20 protein-coding genes and 1 tRNA gene are annotated in these 21531 nt (G+C 71.2%); 4 read left to right on the top strand and 17 right to left on the bottom strand.

The annotated features are described in order from the left end of the window. Position 1 precedes the first annotated feature (1 nt). From H976_RS0101065 to rsmI, 6 genes are all read right to left on the bottom strand, one after another. Positions 2 to 1777: an ABC-F family ATP-binding cassette domain-containing protein gene (locus H976_RS0101065; protein WP_027860015.1), complete on the bottom strand. Its 1776-nt coding sequence runs from the start codon at positions 1775 to 1777 to the stop codon at positions 2 to 4. Then, positions 1777 to 2688 (bottom strand): 4-(cytidine 5'-diphospho)-2-C-methyl-D-erythritol kinase, encoded by a 912-nt coding sequence (locus tag H976_RS0101060; RefSeq protein ID WP_027860014.1) that lies wholly within the window; start codon positions 2686 to 2688, stop codon positions 1777 to 1779. Before H976_RS0101060 ends, H976_RS0101065 begins: the two co-directional genes overlap by 1 nt. Next, entirely contained in the window at positions 2685 to 3548 is an 864-nt protein-coding gene (gene rsmA / locus H976_RS0101055; protein WP_027860013.1) for a 16S rRNA (adenine(1518)-N(6)/adenine(1519)-N(6))-dimethyltransferase RsmA, read from the bottom strand. The genes H976_RS0101060 and rsmA overlap by 4 nt, the downstream gene beginning before the upstream one ends. Positions 3549 to 3567: 19 nt before the next feature. Next, complete coding sequence (locus H976_RS0101050; RefSeq protein ID WP_304412351.1) at positions 3568 to 4683, bottom strand: resuscitation-promoting factor; 1116 nt, start codon at positions 4681 to 4683, stop codon at positions 3568 to 3570. Between the two features lie 201 nt (positions 4684 to 4884). After that, positions 4885 to 5739 (bottom strand): TatD family hydrolase, encoded by an 855-nt coding sequence (locus tag H976_RS0101045; RefSeq protein WP_027860011.1) that lies wholly within the window; start codon positions 5737 to 5739, stop codon positions 4885 to 4887. Next, the gene (rsmI, locus tag H976_RS0101040; RefSeq protein WP_027860010.1) at positions 5736 to 6590 is read right to left on the bottom strand and encodes a 16S rRNA (cytidine(1402)-2'-O)-methyltransferase; all 855 of its coding nucleotides are present in this window, start codon (positions 6588 to 6590) and stop codon (positions 5736 to 5738) included. The genes H976_RS0101045 and rsmI overlap by 4 nt, the downstream gene beginning before the upstream one ends. Positions 6591 to 6624: 34 nt before the next feature. Here rsmI and H976_RS0101035 point away from each other — a divergent pair, with 34 nt between their 5' ends. Beyond that, positions 6625 to 8280 carry a dolichyl-phosphate-mannose--protein mannosyltransferase gene (locus tag H976_RS0101035; RefSeq protein ID WP_231388757.1) on the top strand — a complete coding sequence of 552 codons (1656 nt, stop codon included), beginning with the start codon at positions 6625 to 6627 and terminating at the stop codon, positions 8278 to 8280. A 38-nt stretch (positions 8281 to 8318) separates the two neighbouring features. On the opposite strand, the gene H976_RS29790 is transcribed toward H976_RS0101035, so the two are convergent. After that, positions 8319 to 8492: a hypothetical protein gene (locus H976_RS29790; protein WP_155917861.1), complete on the bottom strand. Its 174-nt coding sequence runs from the start codon at positions 8490 to 8492 to the stop codon at positions 8319 to 8321. Between the two features lie 218 nt (positions 8493 to 8710). Between H976_RS29790 and H976_RS0101025 the strand changes: the two genes are divergently transcribed. Continuing rightward, entirely contained in the window at positions 8711 to 10843 is a 2133-nt protein-coding gene (locus tag H976_RS0101025) for an MMPL family transporter (protein WP_027860008.1), read from the top strand. A 35-nt stretch (positions 10844 to 10878) separates the two neighbouring features. After that, positions 10879 to 11610, top strand: coding sequence for a hemerythrin domain-containing protein (locus H976_RS23880; protein WP_051275904.1), 732 nt, complete (start codon positions 10879 to 10881; stop codon positions 11608 to 11610). Positions 11611 to 11612: 2 nt separating this feature from the next. Here the strand turns inward: H976_RS23880 and H976_RS0101015 are convergent, their stop codons facing one another. The 5 genes from H976_RS0101015 to H976_RS0100995 all read right to left on the bottom strand — a co-directional run bounded on the left by H976_RS0101015 (position 11613) and on the right by H976_RS0100995 (position 17839). Continuing rightward, entirely contained in the window at positions 11613 to 14915 is a 3303-nt protein-coding gene (locus tag H976_RS0101015; protein ID WP_027860007.1) for an AfsR/SARP family transcriptional regulator, read from the bottom strand. Positions 14916 to 14996: 81 nt separating this feature from the next. Next, complete coding sequence (locus H976_RS0101010; RefSeq protein WP_155917859.1) at positions 14997 to 15467, bottom strand: hypothetical protein; 471 nt, start codon at positions 15465 to 15467, stop codon at positions 14997 to 14999. 128 nt (positions 15468 to 15595) lie between these two features. Beyond that, positions 15596 to 16069 carry an SRPBCC family protein gene (locus H976_RS0101005; protein WP_027860005.1) on the bottom strand — a complete coding sequence of 158 codons (474 nt, stop codon included), beginning with the start codon at positions 16067 to 16069 and terminating at the stop codon, positions 15596 to 15598. Positions 16070 to 16100: 31 nt separating this feature from the next. Next, positions 16101 to 16448, bottom strand: a complete 348-nt coding sequence (locus tag H976_RS0101000; protein WP_027860004.1) for a helix-turn-helix domain-containing protein — start codon at positions 16446 to 16448, stop codon at positions 16101 to 16103. Between the two features lie 71 nt (positions 16449 to 16519). Continuing rightward, entirely contained in the window at positions 16520 to 17839 is a 1320-nt protein-coding gene (locus H976_RS0100995) for an alpha-hydroxy-acid oxidizing protein (RefSeq protein WP_027860003.1), read from the bottom strand. A 160-nt stretch (positions 17840 to 17999) separates the two neighbouring features. On the opposite strand from H976_RS0100995, the gene H976_RS0100990 reads away from it, so the two are divergent. After that, the gene (locus H976_RS0100990; protein ID WP_027860002.1) at positions 18000 to 18734 is read left to right on the top strand and encodes a DUF3105 domain-containing protein; all 735 of its coding nucleotides are present in this window, start codon (positions 18000 to 18002) and stop codon (positions 18732 to 18734) included. Positions 18735 to 18884: 150 nt separating this feature from the next. Here the strand turns inward: H976_RS0100990 and H976_RS0100985 are convergent. The 5 genes from H976_RS0100985 to moaC form a co-directional block, all read right to left on the bottom strand. Next, positions 18885 to 18957 (bottom strand) — tRNA-Ala (locus tag H976_RS0100985). A gap of 70 nt (positions 18958 to 19027) precedes the next feature. Next, a complete protein-coding gene (locus tag H976_RS0100980; RefSeq protein WP_027860001.1) occupies positions 19028 to 19909 on the bottom strand; it encodes a hypothetical protein in 882 nt (293 codons plus the stop codon). Between the two features lie 61 nt (positions 19910 to 19970). Beyond that, positions 19971 to 20543, bottom strand: coding sequence for a GNAT family N-acetyltransferase (locus tag H976_RS0100975; protein ID WP_027860000.1), 573 nt, complete (start codon positions 20541 to 20543; stop codon positions 19971 to 19973). 35 nt (positions 20544 to 20578) lie between these two features. Beyond that, positions 20579 to 21058: a molybdenum cofactor biosynthesis protein B gene (locus tag H976_RS0100970; protein ID WP_027859999.1), complete on the bottom strand. Its 480-nt coding sequence runs from the start codon at positions 21056 to 21058 to the stop codon at positions 20579 to 20581. Next, positions 21055 to 21525 (bottom strand): cyclic pyranopterin monophosphate synthase MoaC, encoded by a 471-nt coding sequence (gene moaC, locus H976_RS0100965; RefSeq protein WP_027859998.1) that lies wholly within the window; start codon positions 21523 to 21525, stop codon positions 21055 to 21057. The genes H976_RS0100970 and moaC overlap by 4 nt, the downstream gene beginning before the upstream one ends. Positions 21526 to 21531 lie beyond the last annotated feature (6 nt).

The following is a 21531-nucleotide window of genomic DNA, read 5'->3' as shown; positions in this document are numbered from 1 at the left end:
ATCACTCGAGGACGGCAACAGCCTCGAGCCACTCCCCCTCGAGCTCGTCCTTCTCGGCGGCCAGCTGCTGCAGCTCGGCCGAGAGCACCGCCAGCTTCTCGTGGTCGCTGGCGTTGGCCGCCAGCTCGTCGTGCAGCTCGGCCTCGCGTACGGCGATCCGCTGCAGCTGCCTGTCGATCCGGTCGATGGTCTTGCGGGCCGCTCTCTCCCCCGCCGAGCCGGAGCGCGACCGCTCGACCGCCGGCTGGGTCTGGGCGGCTGCGTCCCGGAGCTCCTGCCTGCGTCTCTCCAGGTACTCGTCGACCCCCCTCGGCAGCATGCTGATCTGCCCGTCGCCCATCAGGGCCCAGATCGAGTCGGTGACCCGCTCGAGGAAGTAGCGGTCGTGCGACACGACCACCAGCGTGCCCGGCCACGAGTCGAGGAAGTCCTCCACCACGTTGAGGGTGTCGATGTCGAGGTCGTTGGTCGGCTCGTCGAGGAGCAGCACGTTGGGCTCGGACAGCAGCAGCCGCAACAGCTGGAACCGGCGACGTTCGCCACCCGAGAGGTCGCCCAGCCGCGCGGTGAGCTTGTCACCGGTGAACCCGAAGCGCTCCAGCATCGCCGAGGCCGAGACGTCCTTGCCGGTGGCCATCCGGGTGACCCGCTGGATGTCCTCGATGGTGGCCAGCACCCGCGCCTCCGGATTGTCGACCGGGACGTGCTGGGTGAGGTGCTCCAGCGCGACGGTCCGGCCGATCCGCACCCGGCCGACGTCGGGCGCCAGTGTCCCGGCGACCAGCCCCAACACCGAGCTCTTGCCGGCGCCGTTGACCCCGACGATCCCGACCCGGTCGCCGGGACCGAGCCGCCAGGTGGCGTGCGCGAGCAGCCGCCGATCGCCACGGGTGAGATCGACGTCCTCGACGTCGATGACGTCCTTGCCGAGCCGCTGGGTGGCGAACTTCTGCAGCTCCAACCGGTCACGCGGCGGCGGCACGTCCTCGATCAGCTCGTTCGCCGCGTCGATCCGGAACTTCGGCTTCGAGGTCCGCGCCGGCGGGCCGCGCCGCAGCCAGGCCAGCTCCTTGCGGGCGAGGTTCTGGCGTCGCGACTCCGAGGCGGAGGCCTGCCGCTGCCGCTCGGCCCGGGCGAGCACGAAGGCGGCGTACCCACCGTCGTAGGCGTCGACCACCCCGGCACCGTTGGCTGCCGGGTGGACCTCCCAGGTGCGCTCGCAGACCTCGTCGAGGAACCACCGGTCGTGGGTGACCACCACCAGTGCCGACGTACGACGGACCAGGTGCTCGGCCAGCCACGCCACCGCCTCCACGTCGAGATGGTTGGTCGGCTCGTCGAGGATGAGCAGGTCGTCGTCGGCCAGCAGCAACCGCGCCAGCGAGCAGCGCCGCCGTTCCCCACCGGAGAGCCCACGGATCTCCCGGTCGAGCGACACCCCGGCCAGCAGCACCTCGACCACCTCGCGCATGCGTGCGTCGGCAGCCCACTCGTGGTCGTCCATCCCGCCCAGCACGACCTCGCGGACGGTGTGGGTCTCGTCGAGCAGGTCGCGCTGGTCGAGGTAGCCGATGTGCAGCCCGCGGTTCCGCGACACCCGCCCGCTGTCCGGCTCCTCGCGACCGGCCATCAGGTTCAGCAGCGTGGTCTTGCCGTCACCGTTGCGTCCGACGATGCCGATCCGCTCGCCCTCCCCCACGCCGAGGCTGACCTCGTCGAGCAGGATGCGCACGCCGTAGGACTTGGTGACCTTCTCCAGGTTCAGCAGGTTGGTCACTACGCGTACTCCACGACATGGGCGCCGGCAACGGGACCCGTGGCGACGTGCACGACCTCGAAGCCCGCCTCGAGCAGGGCAGCCCGCGAGTCCAGCGCGTCCTCCTGCGAGGCGACGATGCCGAGGATCGTCGGACCGGACCCGGAGAGCATCACCTTGGCGTCGCAGTGCGCCTGCACCAGCGCGATGCGTTCGGCCAGCTCGGGTCGCAGACTGAGCGCTGCGTCCTCGAGGTCGTTGCGCATCGAGGTCGCGAGGGCGTCGGGGTCGCCCTCCTGGAGCGCGCTGACCAGCGCGACCGGGTCCGCCTGGTGCGCGGTCGGGTCGAGGTCGGGCTGGAGCCGGTCGAACTCGCGGTAGACCTCGGGCGTGGAGAGACCCTCGTCGCTCGGAACCACCACCCACCAATAGGAGCCGTGGTCGGACAGCGGGCTCACCAGCTCCCCGTGCCCGAGGCCGTGGGCGCTCCCGCCGATCAGGGCGAACGGCACGTCGCTGCCCAGCTCGCCCGCGATGGCGAGCAGGTCCTCGTCGGTGGTGCGGAGGTCCCACAAGCGGTCGAGCGCGACCAGGGTGGCCGCGGCGTCGGCGCTGCCACCGGCCAGTCCGCCGGCGACCGGGATGCCCTTGTGGATCACGATGTCGGCGGCCAGCTCGAGGCCGTGGTGCGCGACCAGCGCCCGGCCGGCGCGCAGGGCGATGTTGGAGTCGTCGAGGGGTACGACGGAGACGTCCACCTCGCCGATCGGGTGCACCGACACGACCCAGTCCTCGGCGTCGGAGACCCGGACGTCGTCGTACAGGCTGATCGCCTGGTAGACGGTGTTCAACGGGTGGTAGCCGTCCTCCCGGGGACGGCCGACGACCAGCGCCAGGTTGACCTTGGCCGGGGCGCGCACGGTGACGCTCATGCGAGCGCCTCCGCGATCCGCACGAAGTCGGCCAGCCGCAGCTGCTCGCCGCGGGTCATCGGGTCGATCCCGGCAGCCGCCAGCGCGGCCTCGGACGCCTCGGCCGAACCGGCCAGGCCACGGAGTGAGGGTCGCAGCGCCTTGCGGCGCTGGGCGAAGGCGGCGTCGACGACGGCGAACACCTGCTCGCGCGTGACGGCGGTGGTGGGCGGCTCACGGCGGGTCCACGCGACCAGGCCCGAGTCGACATTGGGGGCCGGCCAGAAGACGTTGCGGCCGATCGCCCCGGCGCGGCGTACGTCGGCGAACCAGGCCGCCTTCACCGACGGGATGCCGTAGACCTTCGAGCCGGGCTGGGCCGCCAGCCGGTCGGCCACCTCCGACTGCACCATCACCAAGCCGCGCTCGAGAGACGGCAGCAACGCCAGCAGGTGGAGCAGCACCGGCACCGACACGTTGTAGGGCAGGTTGGCCACCAGGGCCGTGGGCGGTGGCCCGGGCACGGAGGTGACCCGCATCGCGTCCGCCGCGACCACCTCGAACCGGTCGGCCTGGTCGGGAGCGCGGTCGGCGATCGTCGCCGGGAGAGCGTCCGCGAGCACGCGGTCGACCTCGATGGCCACCACTCGGGCGGCGACGTCGAGCAGGGCGAGCGTCAGGGAGCCGAGGCCGGGGCCGACCTCGAGGACCACGTCGTCGGGACCGATGCCGGAGTCGCGCACGATCCGGCGCACGGTGTTGGCGTCGATCACGAAGTTCTGCCCACGCTGCTTGGTGGGTCGCAGGTCGAGCCGGTCGGCGAGCAGACGCACTTCTGCCGGACCGAGGAGTCTCGGTCCGGCAGAAGATGGGTGGCTCACGACAGCGAGCCTACGGATCTCAGCCGCGGCTGCCGCACACCGGCCACGCGCCGTAGCCGCCGGAAGCGTCGCGTACGCGCTCGGCCACGGCGATCTGCTGCTCGCGGCTGTTCTGGTCGGGACGACCGCTGCCGCCGTACGCCGCCCAGGTGCCCAGGTTGAACTGGAGGCCGCCGTAGTAGCCGTTGCCGGTGTTGGCGGCCCAGTTGCCGCCGGACTCGCAGGCAGCGATCGCGTCCCAGACGCCGGTGTCGACGGTCTTGGTGCCGACCTTGACGATCTCGGCGACCGGCTGGCGCAGCACGGTCTGCTTGAGCACCTGGCGCTTGACGACCTCGCCGTTGCGGAACTTCACCCGGTAGGTGACGTCGCGCATCCCGTCGCGCCCGTCACGGACGGTCTCGGTGTCGCCGGCCATCATCGAGCCGTCCTTCTGCTCGGTCACCGGAGCGGGGATCGACTCGCGGGGCACGTGCTTGGTGCGGACACCGATCTTGGTGACCACGATCTTGGTGCGGTCGGTCAGCTCGGCGCTGCGCGAGGGCCGGACGACGTCGTTGCGATCGACGCCGGCGCCGACCTTCTGGAGGAGCTCGCCGACGGTCTGCGCCGGGATGTTGCGCCGCTCGACCTTGTCGTTGCCGACCTTGAGGCTGACCAGCTTGGGCGTGGTCATCTCCAGGGCCATGCCGGAGCGGTCGATGTCGGCGCCACGACTCACGGAGAGCGCGACGTTGCCGGCCCGCAGCCCGAGCTGGTCGAGGGCGCCGGAGACGGTGGTCGCGGTGGTCCAGAGGGTCCGCTTCTTGTCGCCGTCGATGCTCAGCTCCAGCGGACGCCCGAGGCGTACGGCGATCCGCGAGCCGTCGTTGATCGGCGAGTCGACGCTCGGCACGACGGAGTCGTGCTCGTCGGGAGTGATGCCCTTGGCGGCGAGCACGTCGCCGACGTTGTCACCGAAGGTGCGGACCTGGGACTCGTGCCCGTCGACCGAGAGGGTGACCGTGCGGCTGAACGCCATGTAGCCGGCCGCGGTGCCGCCGAGCGCGATCACGATCGCGCCGACCAGGCCGCCGAGAAGAAGCTTGTTGTGGATGAGACGAGACAGGATTGGGTGCGTGTTTGAGGCGCGCACGATTCTCCGATGATCGCTTTTTCCGAGCCACGGGTGACGGCGCCGGTCCGCGCACGACCAGCTCTGGTCGTAACCGCTCCCCCGAAGGCGCACGCCGGGTTGGTGCTTCCCGCTCCCGGCCAACAGCCCACGACCCTAGGCAAGATAGCTGGGAGTTAGCAACTTGCAAGCGGCACTTGAAGGTCGGCGCTGTGGGCGGTCTCACACTCCGTGCGCACCCCACGGACCACCGAAGGCGGCGTCGGTGTTGACCGCGATCGCCGCGCACAGCTCCGACACGCCGAGGCCCCGGGTGCGGGCCATCGAGCGGACGGTCAGCGGCACCAGGTAGGAGGCGTTCGGACGTCCGCGGTGCGGCATCGGAGTGAGGTACGGCGCGTCGGTCTCCACCAGGATCCGGTCGAGCGGCGTGGCCCGGAGCGCCTCGCGGAGCGGTTCGGCGTTCTTGAAGGTGACCGTGCCGGCGAAGGACAGGTGTGCTCCGCGGTCCAGGCAGGCGCGGGCGAAGTCGGCGTCGCCTGAGAAGCAGTGCATCACCCAGCGGTCGGGGGCGCCCACCTCGTCGAGCAGGCGTACGACGTCCTCGTGGGCGTCGCGGTCGTGGATCACCAGTGTCTTGTCCAGGGCCTTGGCCAGCTCGACGTGAGCCCGGAACGACTCGTGCTGGGCGGCCCGACCCTCCTCGCCCGTGCGGTAGTAGTCCAGACCGGTCTCGCCGATCGCTCGCACCCGGTCGCTGCTCCGGGCCAGCCGCTCGATCTCGGCCAGCGCCTCATCGAGCCGGCCCTGCTCGGCGAGGAGGGGAGCCTCGTTGGGGTGCAGCGCCACACCGGCCACGACCTGGTCATGGGCCTGCGCCGTCTGCACGGCCCAGCGCGCGCCCTCGAGGTCGCAGCCGATCTGCACGACGCGGGTGACGCCGACCGAGGCAGCCAGCGAGAGGGCCTCGTCGACAGGAAGCGCCGGCTCGTCTCGACCGCGGGCGATGTCGAGGTGGCAGTGGTTGTCCGCGACCGGGTGCGACAGCGCCTCCGGCAGCTCAGGTCGACCACTCACGTGCGGTGCACCGCGTCGTAGACGACCCGCTTGGGCACCCCGGAACGACGGGCCACGTCCACGATCGCCTGCTTGCGCGGGACGCCGTCGGCCTCGTCCCTCGCGACCTGGGCGGCCAGGGTGGCCGGATCGGTGACCGCCTCGACCGGTGCTGCCCCCTCGATCACGATCGTCACCTCGCCACGAACCCCCGGCTGCGCCCACTCGACCAGGTCGGCCAGGCTGCCGCGGCGTACCTCCTCGTAGGTCTTGGTCAGCTCCCGGCACACGGCCCCGCGCCGCTCGGCCCCGAACACCTCGGCCATCGCCTGCAGGGTCGCGTGGGTGCGGTGCGGCGACTCGAAGAACACCAGGGTCCGCTCGTCGTCGGCGACCGCCGCCAGGCGCCGCGTCCGCTCCCCCGCCTTGCGGGGCAGGAACCCTTCGAAGCAGAACCGGTCGACCGGCAGCCCCGAGACGGCCAGGGCGGTGAGGACGGCCGAAGGGCCGGGCACGCTGGTCACGGGTACGTCGTGCTCGATCGCGGCCGCCACCAACCGGTAGCCGGGGTCGGAGACACTCGGCATCCCGGCATCGGTCACCAGCACCACGCGATCACCGGCGAGCAGCGACTCGAGCAGCGACTCGGTGCGCAGGTGCTCGTTGCCCTCGAAGTAGGAGACGACTCGACCCGGGATCTCGATGCCGAGGTCCGAGGCGAGGCGCCGCAACCGGCGGGTGTCCTCCGCGGCCACGATGTCCGCGCCTGCCAGCTCGGTCGCCAGCCTCGGCGCCGCGTCCTCGACACGGCCGATGGGCGTCGCCGCCAGCACGAGGGTGCCGGTGCCCGAAGACGTCGCCGGTGTCGTCATGGATCCGATCATCGCAGCCGTACGATCAGGCAGCGTGACCCTCCCCGCCCCGCTCGTGCGCACGATCGGGCTCTCGCGCACCGCGCGGGGCGACGTCGTCCCGAGTGCGGCGCTGCGGGCCCGGCTGCGAGCCCGCGACAACGACCCGGTGATCGCCTGGGTGGGCACGGCGGCCATCACCCTGCTGGCTGCGTTCCTGCGGCTCTGGGACCTCGGCAAGCCCCGGGCCTTCCTGTTCGACGAGACCTACTACGCCAAGGACGCCTGGGGGCTGCTGCACTTCGGCTACTCCCAGAACTACGTCCCGAAGGCCAACGACGAGATCCTGGCCGGCCACACCACCGGCCTGTGGAACGGCATCCCGAACATGGTCGTCCACCCCGAGGTCGGCAAGTGGATCATCGCGCTGGGCGAGCACACCTTCGGGATGACGCCGTTCGGGTGGCGGATCTCCTCGGCCGTCGTCGGGTCGCTGATGGTGATGGTGATGATCCGGCTGGCCCGACGGGTCACCCGGTCGACGCTGCTGGGCCTGATCGCCGGGCTGCTGATGTGCTTCGACGGCATGCAGCTGGTGCTCTCCCGGCTCGCCCTGCTCGACATCTTCGAGGCCTTCTTCGTGCTGTGCGCGGTCAGCTGCATGGTCGCCGACCGCGACTGGGGGCGGCAGCGCCTCTCCCTCCAGGTCCCCTCGGGCCACCGGTTGTCACCGGACTCGTGGGGTCCCCTGCTGCTGTGGCGCCCGTGGCGACTGGCGACCGGCGTGTTCTGGGGACTGGCGATCGGCACCAAGTGGTCGGCGCTGTTCCCGTTGGCCGCGTTCGGGATCCTGATGTGGCTCTGGGACGCGGGGGCGCGACGCTCCTTCGGCGTACGCCGGGCGGTGCTGAAGTCCGCCGTCATCGACGCCCTGCCGGCCCTCGGCTACGTCGTGCTCCTCCCCGGGCTGATCTACCTGGCCAGCTGGACCGGGTGGCTGCTCCACGCCGGCACCTACGAGCAGCACCTCTCCCACACCCAGTACGGCCCCTACTGGGGCAGCTACCTGCGCCACGACGCGCACGGCTTCTTCCCCGAGCTCTGGCAGTCGCTGCGCTCGCTGTGGCACTACCACCACGACGTCTACGCCTTCCACACCAAGTTCCTCGAGAACAGCACGCACGTCTACCAGTCCGACCCGTGGGGCTGGCTGGTGCTCAACCGACCGGTCGGGGTGGACAGCCAGCTCGACATCCAGCCCGGTCAGCAGGGCTGTGCCGCGGCGGCCGGCTCGACCTGCCTGCGCCAGGTGCTGCTGCTCGGCAACCCGGTGGTCTGGTGGTTCGCCGTGGTCGCCGCGATCTGGTCGGTGCTCGCCTGGGTGGGCCGTCGCGACTGGCGCTACGGCATCGTCGTGATCGGGATCCTGGTGACCTGGCTGCCATGGCTGCGCTACGACGGCCGCCCGATCTTCAGCTACTACGGCGTGGTGATCCTGCCGTTCCTGATCCTGGGCTCGACCATGCTGCTCGGCGAGATGCTGGGCCGGGCCGACGCCTCAGCGGTACGCCGCGCGGTAGGTGCCGCAGCCGTGGGGTCGGTGGTCGTCCTGACCATGATCTCGTTCGCGTGGTTCTGGCCCATCTGGACCGACCAGCTGATCACCAACCGCGAGTGGCTGCAGCGGATGTGGTTCCGGCGCTGGATCTAGCGCGGATCTGGTGCTGGATCCAGTGCGGGGCGGTCTGCTCAGACGTGCAGGGCCGGGCGCGGGCTGCTGGGCGCTGCCTGCGGCGTGCGGGTGACGGTGACGGGGCCGCGGTAGCGGCGCTCCTCGACGGCCATCCGGGCGACGGAGAAGGCGACGACGAGCATGCCGATGACACCGCACAACAGGACCGAGATCGGTGCGACAGACAACATCTGGCATTCCCCCTTTGGTTGACTAGACCAGGGTGACAACGTACCTCAAAAACGCCATATCGGACATAAATCTCTGAAAATTCGCGGTATCTCGATGCCGGTCCACCTTCTCCTGCACTGCGTTCAGTAGACCGCAAGTCGGCCGCAAGTGGGGCTCAAGCGCGCCGTCGGAGGCTGAGCAACATCGCAGTCAACGACGACCCGAAGGACCGATCACCATGTCACGCCTCCTCCACCGTCTCGGCCGCTCCACCGCAGCCCACCCCTGGCGGACGATCTTCGCCTGGGTGCTGGTCGCGCTCGGCATCTACGCCCTCGCCGGCAGTGTGGGCGGTACGCGGCAGGACAACTGGGACGTCCCCCACGCCCGCGCCCAGGTCGGCATCGACCAGCTGCGCGAGCACTCCCCCGGCGCCGGCAACGCCAGTGCCCGGGTCGTCGTACACACCCGGGACGGCTCGCCGGTCGACGCCGGCATCACCACTCCACTGACTCAACGCCTCGAGCAGATGCCGCACGCGGTCTCGGTGACCGCACCGCGGCTCAGCGCCGACCGCGACACGGCACTGCTCACGGTGGAGTACGACGCACCGGTGACCGACCACGACCTCTACGAGAACCTCGCCCCGCTGAACAAGGCCGTCGACCCGACCCGCGACGCCGGGATCCAGGTCGAGCTCGGGGGCGACCTGCCCGACACCGCGGCGGCCCCGATGCGCGGCAGCGGCGAGCTGATCGGCATCGTGGCCGCGCTGCTCATCCTGGTGCTGGCCTTCGGCTCGGTCGTCGGCGCCGGACTGCCGATCGCGGCCGCCCTGACCGGCCTGGCCGTCGGCTCCGCCGGCATCACTCTGCTCGCCGCGACGATGGACGTGAGCACGGCGGCCCCGATGGTGGCCACCATGGTCGGCCTCGGCGTCGGCATCGACTACGCGCTGCTGCTGGTCACCAGGTTCGCGGAGTTCCTCCGCACCGGCCACGACAAGGTCGAGGCCGCTGGTCGCGCCGTCGCCACCGCCGGACGCTCGGTGGTCTTCGCCTCCGCGACGGTGCTGGTCTCGTTGCTGGGCCTGAAGCTCGCCGGCCTGCCGACCTACGACGCCTTCGGGTTCGCCACCGCGATCGCCGTGGTCGGAGTCGCTTCCGCGGCCCTGACCCTGGTACCCGCCCTGTGCGGCCTCGCTGGTCGCCGGCTGCTGCCGCGCTCGGTGCGCAAGGGACGCCCCGAGAAGGGCAGCCCGCTGATGGCGCGCTGGGCCACCCGTGTGGGTCGTCGTCCGCTGGCCTGGGGTCTGCTGGCCGCGATCGTGATGCTGACGTTGGCGGCTCCTGCGTTGACGATGCGCACCTGGCCGCAGGACTCCTCGGCCCAGCCGTCCGACCTGACCACCCGCAAGGCCTACGACCTCGTCGCCGACGAGTTCGGCCCCGGCGCCAACGGTCCGATCATGTTCGTCACCGAGGGCCTCAGCGACGCCAGGGTCACCGCCCTGGCCGAGCAGGTGGCGGCCCGGGACGACATCGCGGCAGTCTCGCCGGTCGGTGCTTCGGCCGACGGTGCGCTGCGGGTCTTCGAGGCCGAGCCGACCTTCGGCCCGACCGACGAGCGCACACCCGGCCTGGTCGACGACCTGCGCGCGGAGGCACCCCCGGGTGTCGAGATCACCGGCACCACTCCCCTGTTCGCCGACATCGCCGACCTGCTCGGCTCACGGCTCTGGCTCGTGGTCGGGTTCGTGGTCGCGGTCTCCATGCTGCTGCTCGGCATGGTGTTCCGGTCGGTCGTGGTCCCGGTGAAGGCGGCCGTGATGAACCTGCTGTCGATCAGTGCCGCGTACGGCGTACTCACTGTGATCTTCCAGTGGGGCTGGGGCGCCAACCTGCTCGGCCTCGACCACTCGATGCCGGTGTCGAGCTGGATGCCGATCCTGCTGTTCGCGGTGCTGTTCGGATTGTCGATGGACTACGAGGTGTTCCTGCTCTCCCGCATCCGTGAGGACTGGCTGGACACCGGCGACGCCCACGGCAGTGTCGTGCGCGGGCTGTCGGCGACCGGACGCGTCATCTCTGCCGCCGCCGCGATCATGGTCGCCGTCTTCCTGGGCTTCGCCAGCGAGGTCGACGTGGTGGTCAAGCAGCTCGGGGTCGGCATGGCCGTCGCGATCCTGCTCGACGCGACGCTGGTCCGGATGGTCCTGGTGCCCGCCACCATGACGATGCTCGGCAAGTGGAACTGGTGGATGCCCTCGTGGCTCGACCGGGCCCTGCCCACCGTCCGCGCCGAGGTCAGCGACCTCGACGAGCCCGACGCCCGCCCCGACGAGTCCACCCGCACGCCTGTCGGCGTGTGACCCACCACCACCACACACCCCTGAGGGAGAACACGATGAGCACGACCGAGCACACCAGCCGCAAGACCGCCTGGCCCGTCCAGATCCACCTGCCCGGCCAGACCGCCGCGGCGGAGGGACCGGTGGACATGTTCATGATGTACGTGATGCACCACGCCTTCCGGCGCGACCTGTCGATGCTGACCGAGGCGGCCCAGCTCACACCCGCCGCCGACCGGGTGGCCTGGCGGCTGCTGCAGCAGCGCTGGCAGGTCTTCGCCGAGGCCCTGCACGGGCACCACAGCGGCGAGGACTCCGGCCTGTGGCCGCTCCTCCTCGAGCGCGGCACGCCCGGCGACGTGGAGACGCTGGAGGCGATGGAGGCCGAGCACGCGGAGTTCGAGCCGCTGCTCGAGGCGTGCGAGGAGGGCTTCGCCCGGCTGGCCGAGCACGCCGACGACGACGCCCGCGCGGCGCTGGCGGTGCGGCTCGCGGCCACCCGCGAGTGCCTGGCGCGTCATCTCGAGCACGAGGAGACGGGTGCCATCCCGATCATCCAGCGCCTGCTGACCCAGGAGGACTGGGAGCACCTCGACGAGGAGCACTTCAAGGAGGACCTGACCCCGGCCAAGATCGTGCGGATCGTCCCGTGGGCGGCGTACGGCGTGCCGCGGGACGTGCTCGACCAGGTGTTCGCGCAGACCGGGTTCGGGTTCAAGGTCGTCTGGCTGGCGACCCGTCGCCGGTTCGCCGCCAAGCAGGCGCGCGCCTTCCGGCACGTCAGCTAGAGCTAGAAGGAGTGCTTCTCTCGGGCAGACGCGAGCCATGAGGCAGCAAGCGGGATCTCCCACTCGGCACACAGACGGACAGCATCGTCCGCGTGCCGGATGGCGAGGTCCCGTTCGCCTGTCGCCAGGGCGGCCATCGCCAGGAACGTGTCGACCGGGCCGATCACGGTGCCCGAGCCCGAGGCCGAGGGCATGCCGGCGAACGGGAGCAGCCGGTCGTACGTCGTGGCGGCCAGGTCGGGCATCCCGGCGTACAACGCGGCCTCCGCGGCCATGCTGATCACCATCGTCGAGAACCACCAGTCGGGCGAGAGGTCGAGGTCGCGCTGGAGACGCTCGCGAGCCTGCTCGACCCGACCGGTGCGGCCGAGGACGGCAGCGATCGAGGCGTCGATCGGCATCACCCGGACCCCCTCGACGTCGTCCAGGATCTGCACGAGGTCCTCGTCACGACCGCTCCAGAGCAGGTCCATCAGGAACGCCCCGATCAGCGCGTCGCCACTGGCCGGCACCCCGATGCGCTCGTGGATGGACACCATCTGTGCCGTGAGTGCGTGCACCCGGTCGAACTCGTCACGCATCGCCCGCCACGGGATCTCCAGACCGTTGAGGAACAGCTGGGCGAACAGCTGACGCTGGTGGGTCGCCTGCTCGCGCGCCTCGTCGATGAGGGCGTACATCTCGACGACGCGGCCGGACTCCGACGCCGCGCTGGCCTGCAGCGCCAGGGCGATGGTCACGGCGGCCTCGTCCCCCACCCGGCGGGCCACCTCGGCCGCCTCGGCCGTGAGCTCGAACCGCTGGTCGGCGGAGCCCGGGCTCCACAGGGCGAGCGGCACGACGAGCAGGGTGTGCAGGAGGAGGTCGTCGTCACCGAGCCGCCGGGCCATCGCGAGCGCCTCGTCGCACAGGGCCTCGCGCTCGCGGAAGGTGCTGCCGTAGTAGATCTCGTGGGCCAGCGTGATCATCGCGCGGCAACGAGAGACGCCGTCGCCGGGCGGGAGCTCGTCCAGCAGCTGACGGATCGTGCCCACGACGCGCTCGTCCAGCTGGCCATAGGTCCCGGTCTGCCAGAGGGCCTTGGTGGCCAGCAGGCCCAGGAGGTCGACCCGCCGGTCGAGGTCGACCTCGAGACGCTCCTCGACCTCGAGCGCCCGGAGCACGACCAGCCGCAGGTCGATCAGGTTGTCGGTGAGCAGGTGGGCGTGGGCGAGCTCGAGCAGCAGCGAGAAGAGGTCCTGGTCGGAGGCGACGGGATCCGACTCGAGGACGGACACAGCGCTCGCGAGCAGAGCCACCGCCTCGTCGTAGGCATAGACGCGACGTGCCGCTTGCGCCGCCGACCGGGCGGCCGGCCACGCCCGCGCCGCGTGCTGCGGGCCGGCAGCCAGCCAGTGTCGCGCCACCTCGCTCTCGCGACCGGGTTGGTCGGCCAGCACCTCGGCCACGCGGGCGTGCATCCGGGCGCGACGGCTCTGCGAGAGGGCGGCGTACGCCGTGTCGCGGACCAACGCGTGCGCGAACCGGAACCGGTCGACGCCGAACTCCCGCACCAGGCCTGCCTGCAGCGCCGGGTCGAGGTGGTCGAGCACCTCGTCCTCGTCGGTGTCGAGGACGCCCGCCAGGGTGGGCACGTCAAAGTAGCGCCCGACCACGCAGGCCACCCGCAGCGCGGCGGCCGTCTCCTCCGGAAGTCCGCCGAGCCGACGCGTGAGCACGTCCTGCACGGCGGCCGGCGGATGCTCCTCGCCCAGCAGTGCGGCGAGATCGCCGCCGTCTCGCGCCAGCCGGGCGTACTCGACCAGGAAGAAGGGGTTGCCGTCGGTGCGCACCTGGAGCGCGTCGGCCTCGATCGCTGTGGGGATCGAGTCGGCCACGGACGTGACGATCTCTCCGGCTTCGGCGGCGGTGAGACCGGTGAGCTCAAGCCGGAGCGCGTGGCGACGGGCCATCATCTCGGCGACCTCGGCCAGCTGGCCCGTCGGAGGAGGTTCGTGGCGCCACGTCGAGACCACCATCAGCCGGCCGGACTCGGCGGTCTCGGCGAGCAGGCGCAGCACCCGCAGCGTCGAGGTGTCGGCCCAGTGCAGGTCGTCGAGCACCACCAACAGGTGCTGGTGGGCGGCCGCCTCGAGCACCGTGCGGGCGATCGACTCCCAGGCACCGAACCGCGAGCCGGCGTCGCCCTCGGGGGCGGCGCCCGACGGTAGGTCGTGGCCGAGCTCGCGGAGCACGCTGGCCCACGGGTAGAGCGGCGGCGCACCCTCGTCCTGGGAGCAGCGTCCGACGAGCACCGTGGCGCCCTCGCTCGTGGCGGTCGCGGCCAGCTCGGCGCACAGCCGGCTCTTGCCGATCCCTGGCTCACCGGTCACCACGGCGAACACCGGCTGCTCCTCGGACTGCTCGAGCAGCCCGACCAGCGCCGATAGCTGGTCGTCGCGGCCGACGAGCGGCGAGGCGAACTGGTGGACCCGAGGCGCCGGCTTGCGTTGCTGCGGCAGCTGGCGCGACTCGGTCCACTCGAGCTCGGGGTCCTGGCGCAGCACGGCGGTCTGCAGCGAGCGCAGCTCCGCACCCGGCTCGAGACCCAGCTCGTCGGCGAGCAGCTCGCGCACCTGGCGCAGCACCTCGAGGGCGTCCGCCTGTCGTCCGGAGCGGGTCAGGGCCACGGCGCGGAGACCCCACAACCGCTCACGCAGGGGGTACGTCGAGGTCAGCACCTCGAGCTCGCCGGCCACCATCGCGTGCCGCCCGAGCCCGAGCGCCGCGACCGCCCGGTCCTCCATCGCCATCGCGCGCAGCTCCTCGAGCCGTGCGCGCTCCGCCTGGGCCGCTGGCGCGTCCTCCAGCTCGGTGTAGGGCAACCCCCGCCACAGCGAGAGCCCCTCGTTGATGCGGGCGAACGACTCCTCGAGCTCGGCGGCCGGGAGGTCGGAGGTCATGGTGGTGCCGAGTCGCTGGTGCACCGAGACGACGGCGCTCTCGAAGCGGGCGGCGTCGAGCGCGTCCTCGGGCAGGATCAGTGCGTAGCCGGTCTGCTGGGTGACCAGCACCTCCGAAGGCGCGCGCGGTGCCCGGTCCGGCTCGAGAGCACGGCGCAGTCGTGCGACGTACCCCTGCAGGGTGGCGGTGACGGCCGTGGGCGGGGCATCGCCCCACAACAGGTCGACCAGGGCGTCCTGGCCCACTGGTTGACCGCGACGCATCGCGAGGGCGGCCAGCAGCGCTCGTTGCTTGCGCGTGCCGAGGTCCACCGCGGCACCGTCGATACGGGCCTCGGCCGCTCCCAGGATGCCGACGCGCACGTGCGCAGGATATGGGGCGTGCTGCCCCGGTCGGCGAGCTTCGGCGGCGGCGGCCTAGGCCGCCGTCCCCACGGGTCCGGGTCAGCGCGTGACGGCGATGGCGAACAGCAGGATCGAGAGGCAGGCGAAGAAGTAGGCCCAGATCACGGCGCTGGACAGCTCGGGCAGGACGGTGGCCATCCGTGGCAGCCGTCCGCCGAGGTCGCGGGAGAGGTTGGCCCGCAGATGGGCACAGACGCTCTCGATGTTCTGGCGCAGCCGGGTCGCGGCCTCGTCGTTCTCCGTCGGCGCGAGGCGTACCAGCACGATGTGGGCGGCGACGGCCACCTCGTGGGAGTCACCCGCTCCCAGGCCGGCGGCGAGCGCCAGGGCGGCCTCGATCTCCTCCTCGGAGACGGCCTCGGTGAGCCGCACCCACTGCGCGACCTCGAGCGCCGTCCACGCGTGCGACCCGGCGCGCGGCGCCAGCGCCAGCAGCGCCCGGACGGCGCGGATCCGCGCAGCCGGGCGGTGCGCCGCATAGGCGTCGGACACCGAGGCAGAAGAAAGCATGTCCATAAGGTCGGGCTCACCCGGAGAATCCGCAACCTTCGTGAATGTCTGGTGTAGTCCGGTTGGCCGCTTCCGTCGGTTTCGCGGACAGAGCCATCAGGGGTGGCCCTCAGGCCCGGCGCGCCTCGTCAGCGGACGACGAGGTGCTCGATGTTCTCGAGCGCCTGGCGCGCGTAGCCCTGCCACATCCGCGCGAAGACCGGCATCGCCGACGCCCCCAGGTGGCCGCGCGGGTGCAGCGTCCAGCGCCAGGTGATGCGTACGCCGGTACCGGCCCGCTCGAACTCCCAGGCGCCGTCGACCGAGCTGACCAGTGGCTTCATCGGTCCGGTGACCTGGTCGAGGTGGTAGGCGAACAGGTGCGGTGCGCGGACCTCACGCAACGTCTCGCGCATGGAACCTCCACCGGCCAGGAGCACGGTGCGCGTCTGCCCCGGCGTACCCCACTCACCACCCTGGCCGCGGACTCCCTTGATCGGCGGGATCGCGAGGTAGCGACGGTCGAAGAGGCGTGGGAGCTCGTAGGGCAGCAGCTCCTCGAAGGCCCGCTTGACGCCGGCAGGAAAGGTGCGGCTCCGGGCGACGTGGACGGCGCTGGTCATGCAGGGACCCTACGCGCGGACCCGTCAGGAGTCAGGCCCGTGCTGCCATCGTCGGGATGACCTGGTGGGCCGACTGGCGGGCGATGGCCTCGATCTCGTGGCGGCGCATCAACCGCACCCCCGACGCGTGCACGATGTGCGGCAGGCGGTGGCTGTCGAGCAGCTTGCGGACGGCCTTCGGCCGCATCCCCAGGATGCGGCTCGCCTGGGAGATGGTCAGCCAGTAGGACTCGGGATCGTTGAGGTGTCGACGCCAGTCGTAGTGGATCCGGGCGGCAGCCTCGACCTCGCCGGGCGTCACCGGTCGACCGCGGAGCAGACGGGCTGCTTCCTCCGGCGTGCAACCGAGGATGGTGACCAGATCGAGCCTCGGGCTCATGCCCCACATCGTATGCCCTCTCGCCGAGGATGACGCCTTGAGAATTCGCAATCGTAGTTAGTGACTGGACTTTAGTGACCACTGCTGGCGAAGTCACGGCTGGGCTGCAGCATGTCGGCGGTGATGTCGGCGAGCGAGCGCGCTCCGGTGAGCGACATCGTCAGGTCGAGCTCGGCGACGATGTTGGCCACGACCTCCTCGACACCACGCTGCCCGGCGACCGCGAGGCCGTACATGTAGGGCCGCCCGAGCAGCACCGCGTCGGCCCCGAGGGCGACCGCGGTGAACACGTCGGCACCGGTGCGGATGCCGCTGTCCATCAGCACGGTCGGCTCGTCGCCGACGGCGGCACGGATGTCCTGGAGGGCGTCGAGCGAGGCGATCGAGCTGTCCACCTGCCGACCGCCGTGGTTGGACACCACGATGGCGTCGACCCCCTGGTCGAAAGCGCGGCGGGCGTCGTCGGGGTGCAGGATCCCCTTGAGCACGACGGGGAGCCGGGTGCGCTCGCGCAGGGTGGCCAGGTGGTCCCAGCTCAGTCCGGGGTTGGAGTAGATGTCGAGGAACGCCTCGACCGACCCTCGCGGCTCGGGCGAACGCAGGTTGGCCCAGAACTTCCCGGGATGGTTGCGAGTGATCGAGAGCAGCGAGCGGATGGCGCCGAGGGTCACCTCCACCTCCTGCTTGACCCCGGAGGTCTTGGCGGCGGCGATGCGCTCGCGGACCAGCTCCCGAAAGCGTGGGTCGGAGGTGTACTGACCGATCCCGAGGCCCTGGGCGAACGGCAGCGAACCCAGATTGAGGTCCTGCGGACGCCACCCGAGCGTGGTGGTGTCGAGGGTGACGACCAGCGCCCCGGCATCGATGGCCTCGGCGCGCCGGATCAGGCTGTCGACCAGGGCCTCGTCGGTGCTCCAGTAGAGCTGCACCCAGCGGCGTCCCTCCCCCATGGCGGCGGCACACTCCTCCATCGGCGTACCGCCCTGGTTGGTGAACACGTAGGGAACGCCCGCCTTGGCGGCGGCCCGGGCCACGTGCAGGTCGCAGTCGGGGTCGATCAGCTGGCCGGCACCGACGGGAGCGAACAGGATCGGGGTGTCCAGCCTGGTGCCGAGGAGGTCGACGGACAGGTCACGGGTGGTGATGCCGTGCGCCATCCGCGGCACGATCACCCAGCGGTCGAAGGCGGCACGGTTGTTGCGCATCGTCCGTCCCTCGCCGGCACCCCCTGCGACGTACGCCCATCCCTTCTGCGAGGTGGCGCGACGGGCCCGGCGCTCGAGCTCGGCGAAGTCGGTGGGTACGGCGGGCCGCCGACCGAGCACGCCCTGCCGGTAGATCGCGCTCTGTCGTTCCCGCCCGATGGCGGCGGGAGTCGTGGGGTCGGTCATGCGGCTGCCCTTCTGCGTGGAGGTTCGGGCTCACGCTAGGCGAACGACCGGCACTGCCGTGGGAGAGCCTCCTCACCGCCCTTTTCGCGGGCCGTTAACCTGTCCCGAGCACGCCGCAGCCACCACCATGTGCCGGCACACGTCGCCAGAGAGGCCAGGGATGGCAGGGAAGAAGGAACGCGAGTCCGAGCGTCGCGCGATCGCTGACAAGCTTCGCCGCGAGCAGGAGCGGCGCGAGAAGCGGCGCAACCTCCTCTTCCTCGTCGGGATCGTCGTCGTGGTGGTCGGGCTCCTGGCCGCCGCCGTCATTCCCTACGTGAAGAACCAGCGACGCGAGCACGCGCTCGCCGGCACCGCGCTGGACAAGCTCGGCGTCAGCGAGAGCGCAGCGTCCTGCGACGACATCCTGAGCAAGAAGACCGACCACAACCAGCAGCACATCCCGGACCCGACGCCGATCACCTACCCCGACTCCCCTCCGTCCTTCGGGCCCCACCGGCCGAGCCCGGCCGCCTTCGAGCGCAAGTTCTACACCGCGCAGGACCGCCCCGAGGTGGCCACGCTGGTGCACAACCTCGAGCACGGCTACACGATCCTCTGGTACGACGAGACCATCTCGAAGGACCAGAAGCAGAAGGACGCCATCGAGGCCATCGCCAAGAAGATGGACGAGGAGCGCTTCATCGCCGCTCCCTGGACCTCCGATGACGGCAAGGCCTTCCCGGACGGCAAGCACGTCGCCCTGACCCGCTGGACCGCCGACGCCAAGGACCCCAGCAACGAGTCGTTGCAGCGCGGCAACTGGCAGTACTGCGGCGGTGTCAGCGGCCAGGTCGTGGGCAACTTCGTGGACAAGTGGCCGAACGCAGAGTCGCCGGAGCCCGGGATCTTCTGACGGTCGCCGGTTTGGCCGGGCGCCCGGCTGAACAGTGAGTGGAGGGTGGCAATTTCACCCCTCCACTGGAGGTTTGGCCGGGCGCCCGGCCAAACCGGCAGAGGCGCACGCCCCTACTGGCACCGCCAAGCAACCAGAGAGACGAATGGGTGGAGCTGAGGGGATTCGAACCCCTGACCTTCTCATTGCGAACGAGACGCGCTACCAACTGCGCCACAGCCCCATGCGCCCGCGAGCGCGAGGAAGAAGTTACCACCGGCCGGGGGGCGAACCCGAATCGGGGCGACTCGCGATCAGGCGCCGGCGGCCTTGCGACGGGCCGCGGACTCCTCGTCGGCGCGCGCTGACTCCCGAGCCAGCTCCTGGGCCTCGCGGGCCAAGGTGCTGTCGGTCTCGTCGTGACCCGAGGAGCTGATGCCGGTGAGCTCGATGGTCCGGACGGTACGACGGGCGCGGGCCTTGTTGACGTAGGTGGGTAGCGTCATCGGCAGCGGGTCCCAGAGCGAACCCTCGCTGGCCAGGGCGGCCTCGATCTCGTCACGGGCGAGGCCGGCGGTGTCCTCGTCGGCGAGCTGGTCGAGGAACTCGTCGGCGTTCGAGGTGAACGCGGGTGCCTCGACCCTCTCGGCCATGACGGGAGCCGGAGCGGGCACGTCGTAGTCGTCGTCGATCTCGGCGACGGGTGCGACCCGACGGCGGCGCTGCTGCTTGCGGACCGACAGCCGCGCGATCACCAGCCACGCGACGACGAGGGCACCGGGAACGCCGGGCGCCCAGATCGGGAGGTAGGCCAGCCAGGTCAGCGCCCACACGGCGGCGAGGGCGAGCACGAGCATGCCGAGGACCCGACGACGGCGCTGCGCGGCCTTGCGCGCCGTGGCCCGCGAGGTCGTGGGAGCGACGACAGGGTCGGCCTCGAGAGTCGCCGACTTGCGGGACGGGTAGCCCGGGTCGGAGGCCACGTCGTAGGCGGGCTTGGCGGCCACCGGCGTGACGGCCTCGGCCACCTCCGCGGCAGCGGCCCTGGCCTTGCGCGACAGGATGCGCACCTTGTCGGAGTGACCGTGCACGAGACGGTCACTGGCCATCTCGTCGTGGTGCTTGAGGGCCTTCGGGATCAGGTAGACGGCCCAGGCAAGGGCGAGCACGACGAAGATGACTGCTGACAGGTCCACGGCGCTGACGATACGAGCGGTTTGCAGCGTGTGACCGGAGCCGTCCCGGTGTGTCGTGAGATCACTCGTGTGACTGGTGTGATTGGGCCGCATCCAGCCGGCGGACCAGTCCCATCGGCACCTCCTCGCGGGTGATCGCGAAGAGCTTGTGGTCGCGCCAGTCACCGTCGATGTGCAGGTAGCGCGGCGCGTAGCCGATCTCCTTGATGCCCAGCTTCTCGACCACGCGCAGCGAGGAGGTGTTCTCGGGACGGATGGCCACCTCGATGCGGTGCAGCCCGACCGGTCCGAAGCAGTGGTCGATCGCCATGGCCACGGCGCGGGTGGTGATGCCGCGGCCGGCGTAGGTCTCGTCGATCCAGTAGCCGATCGAGGCGTACTGCGCCGAGCCGCGCACGATGTTGCTGACGGTCAGCTGGCCGACGAAGCGGCCGTCGTACTGCAGGACGAACGGAAGCTGTCGTCCCGCGCGCGCTTCGCGGCGCATCGAGCGCACCATCGAGGCGAAGCTGCGCGGCTGTGCCTGGGAGCGCGACGGCGCGGTGGCGTCCCAGCGACCGAGCCAGACGAGGTTGGCCTGGCGCACGCGACGCCACACGTCCTGGTCGCGTTGCGAGATCGGCCGGAGCACCACGCCTCGCGACTCGAGGACGACCGGCCAGCCGGGGCTCAGTGGTCGCTCCCCTCGATCTGCTCGACGGCGTGCCGCAGCAGGGGTACGACGACCGCGAGACCGTCCTTCACGCCACCGCGTGAACCGGGCAGGTTCACCACCAGTGCCGACCCGACCGTGCCGGCGACGCCGCGCGACAGGGCGGCCGTGGCAACACCCTTGCCGACACCGTGGGCGCGGATGGCGTCGGCGATGCCGGGCACCTCGCGGTCGAGCAGGGCGCGTGTGACCTCGGGAGTGAGGTCGGTCGGGGTCAGGCCGGTGCCACCGGTGGTGAGCACCGCTCGTGCACCGTCGGAGACGGCGGCCGAGATCGCCGCGCCCACCGCATCTCCATCGGGTACGACGACCGGGTCGCCCACGTCCCAGCCGTCGGCCCGGAGTGCCTCGACGATCAACGGCCCGGTCGTGTCGTCGTACACCCCGGCCGCGGCGCGGTTGGACGCCACCACCACGGCCGCGGCGTACGTGCTCATCGTCGGTACGTCCCGCTCTTGCCGCCGGTCTTCTCCTCGACCCGGACGTCGGTGATGACGGCTGCCTTGTCGACTGCCTTGACCATGTCGATCACCGTCAGCGCCGCCACCGAGACGGCAGTCAGGGCCTCCATCTCGACGCCGGTGCGGTCGGTCGTCCTGACGGTCGCCACGATCGAGACGCCGTCGTCCTCCACCGAGAGGTCGACGGTGACGCCGGAGATCGCGAGCGGGTGGCACAGCGGAACGAGGTCGGGGGTGCGCTTGGCGGCCATGATCCCCGCCACCCGGGCCACGCCGAGTGCATCGCCCTTGGGCACACCGTCGCCGCGCAACAACGCCACGACCTCGGCCGAGACGAGGACCTTGCCGCTCGCGGTGGCGCTGCGTGCGGTCACGTCCTTGCCGGACACGTCGACCATGCGGGCCGCGCCGGAGTCGTCGAGGTGGGTGAAGCCGTCGCTCATCGCGGC

Source organism: Marmoricola sp. URHB0036, from assembly GCF_000426045.1.
In the GTDB taxonomy this organism is placed as follows: Bacteria; Actinomycetota; Actinomycetes; order Propionibacteriales; family Nocardioidaceae; genus Marmoricola.
Note: the sequence above shows the minus strand (reverse complement) of the source record. Positions and strands in the feature narration are given on the sequence as shown.

Coding starts and splice junctions, on each gene's coding strand:
- H976_RS0101060 (WP_027860014.1), bottom strand. CDS start 2,688: ATGAGCGTCACCGTGCGCGCCCCGGCCAAGGTCAACCTGGCGCTGGTC.
- rsmI (WP_027860010.1), bottom strand. CDS start 6,590: ATGACGACACCGGCGACGTCTTCGGGCACCGGCACCCTCGTGCTGGCG.
- H976_RS29790 (WP_155917861.1), bottom strand. CDS start 8,492: ATGTTGTCTGTCGCACCGATCTCGGTCCTGTTGTGCGGTGTCATCGGC.
- H976_RS0101025 (WP_027860008.1), top strand. CDS start 8,711: ATGTCACGCCTCCTCCACCGTCTCGGCCGCTCCACCGCAGCCCACCCC.
- H976_RS23880 (WP_051275904.1), top strand. CDS start 10,879: ATGAGCACGACCGAGCACACCAGCCGCAAGACCGCCTGGCCCGTCCAG.
- H976_RS0101010 (WP_155917859.1), bottom strand. CDS start 15,467: ATGCTTTCTTCTGCCTCGGTGTCCGACGCCTATGCGGCGCACCGCCCG.
- H976_RS0101005 (WP_027860005.1), bottom strand. CDS start 16,069: ATGACCAGCGCCGTCCACGTCGCCCGGAGCCGCACCTTTCCTGCCGGC.
- H976_RS0101000 (WP_027860004.1), bottom strand. CDS start 16,448: ATGAGCCCGAGGCTCGATCTGGTCACCATCCTCGGTTGCACGCCGGAG.
- H976_RS0100995 (WP_027860003.1), bottom strand. CDS start 17,839: ATGACCGACCCCACGACTCCCGCCGCCATCGGGCGGGAACGACAGAGC.
- H976_RS0100990 (WP_027860002.1), top strand. CDS start 18,000: ATGGCAGGGAAGAAGGAACGCGAGTCCGAGCGTCGCGCGATCGCTGAC.
- H976_RS0100970 (WP_027859999.1), bottom strand. CDS start 21,058: ATGAGCACGTACGCCGCGGCCGTGGTGGTGGCGTCCAACCGCGCCGCG.
- moaC (WP_027859998.1), bottom strand. CDS start 21,525: ATGAGCGACGGCTTCACCCACCTCGACGACTCCGGCGCGGCCCGCATG.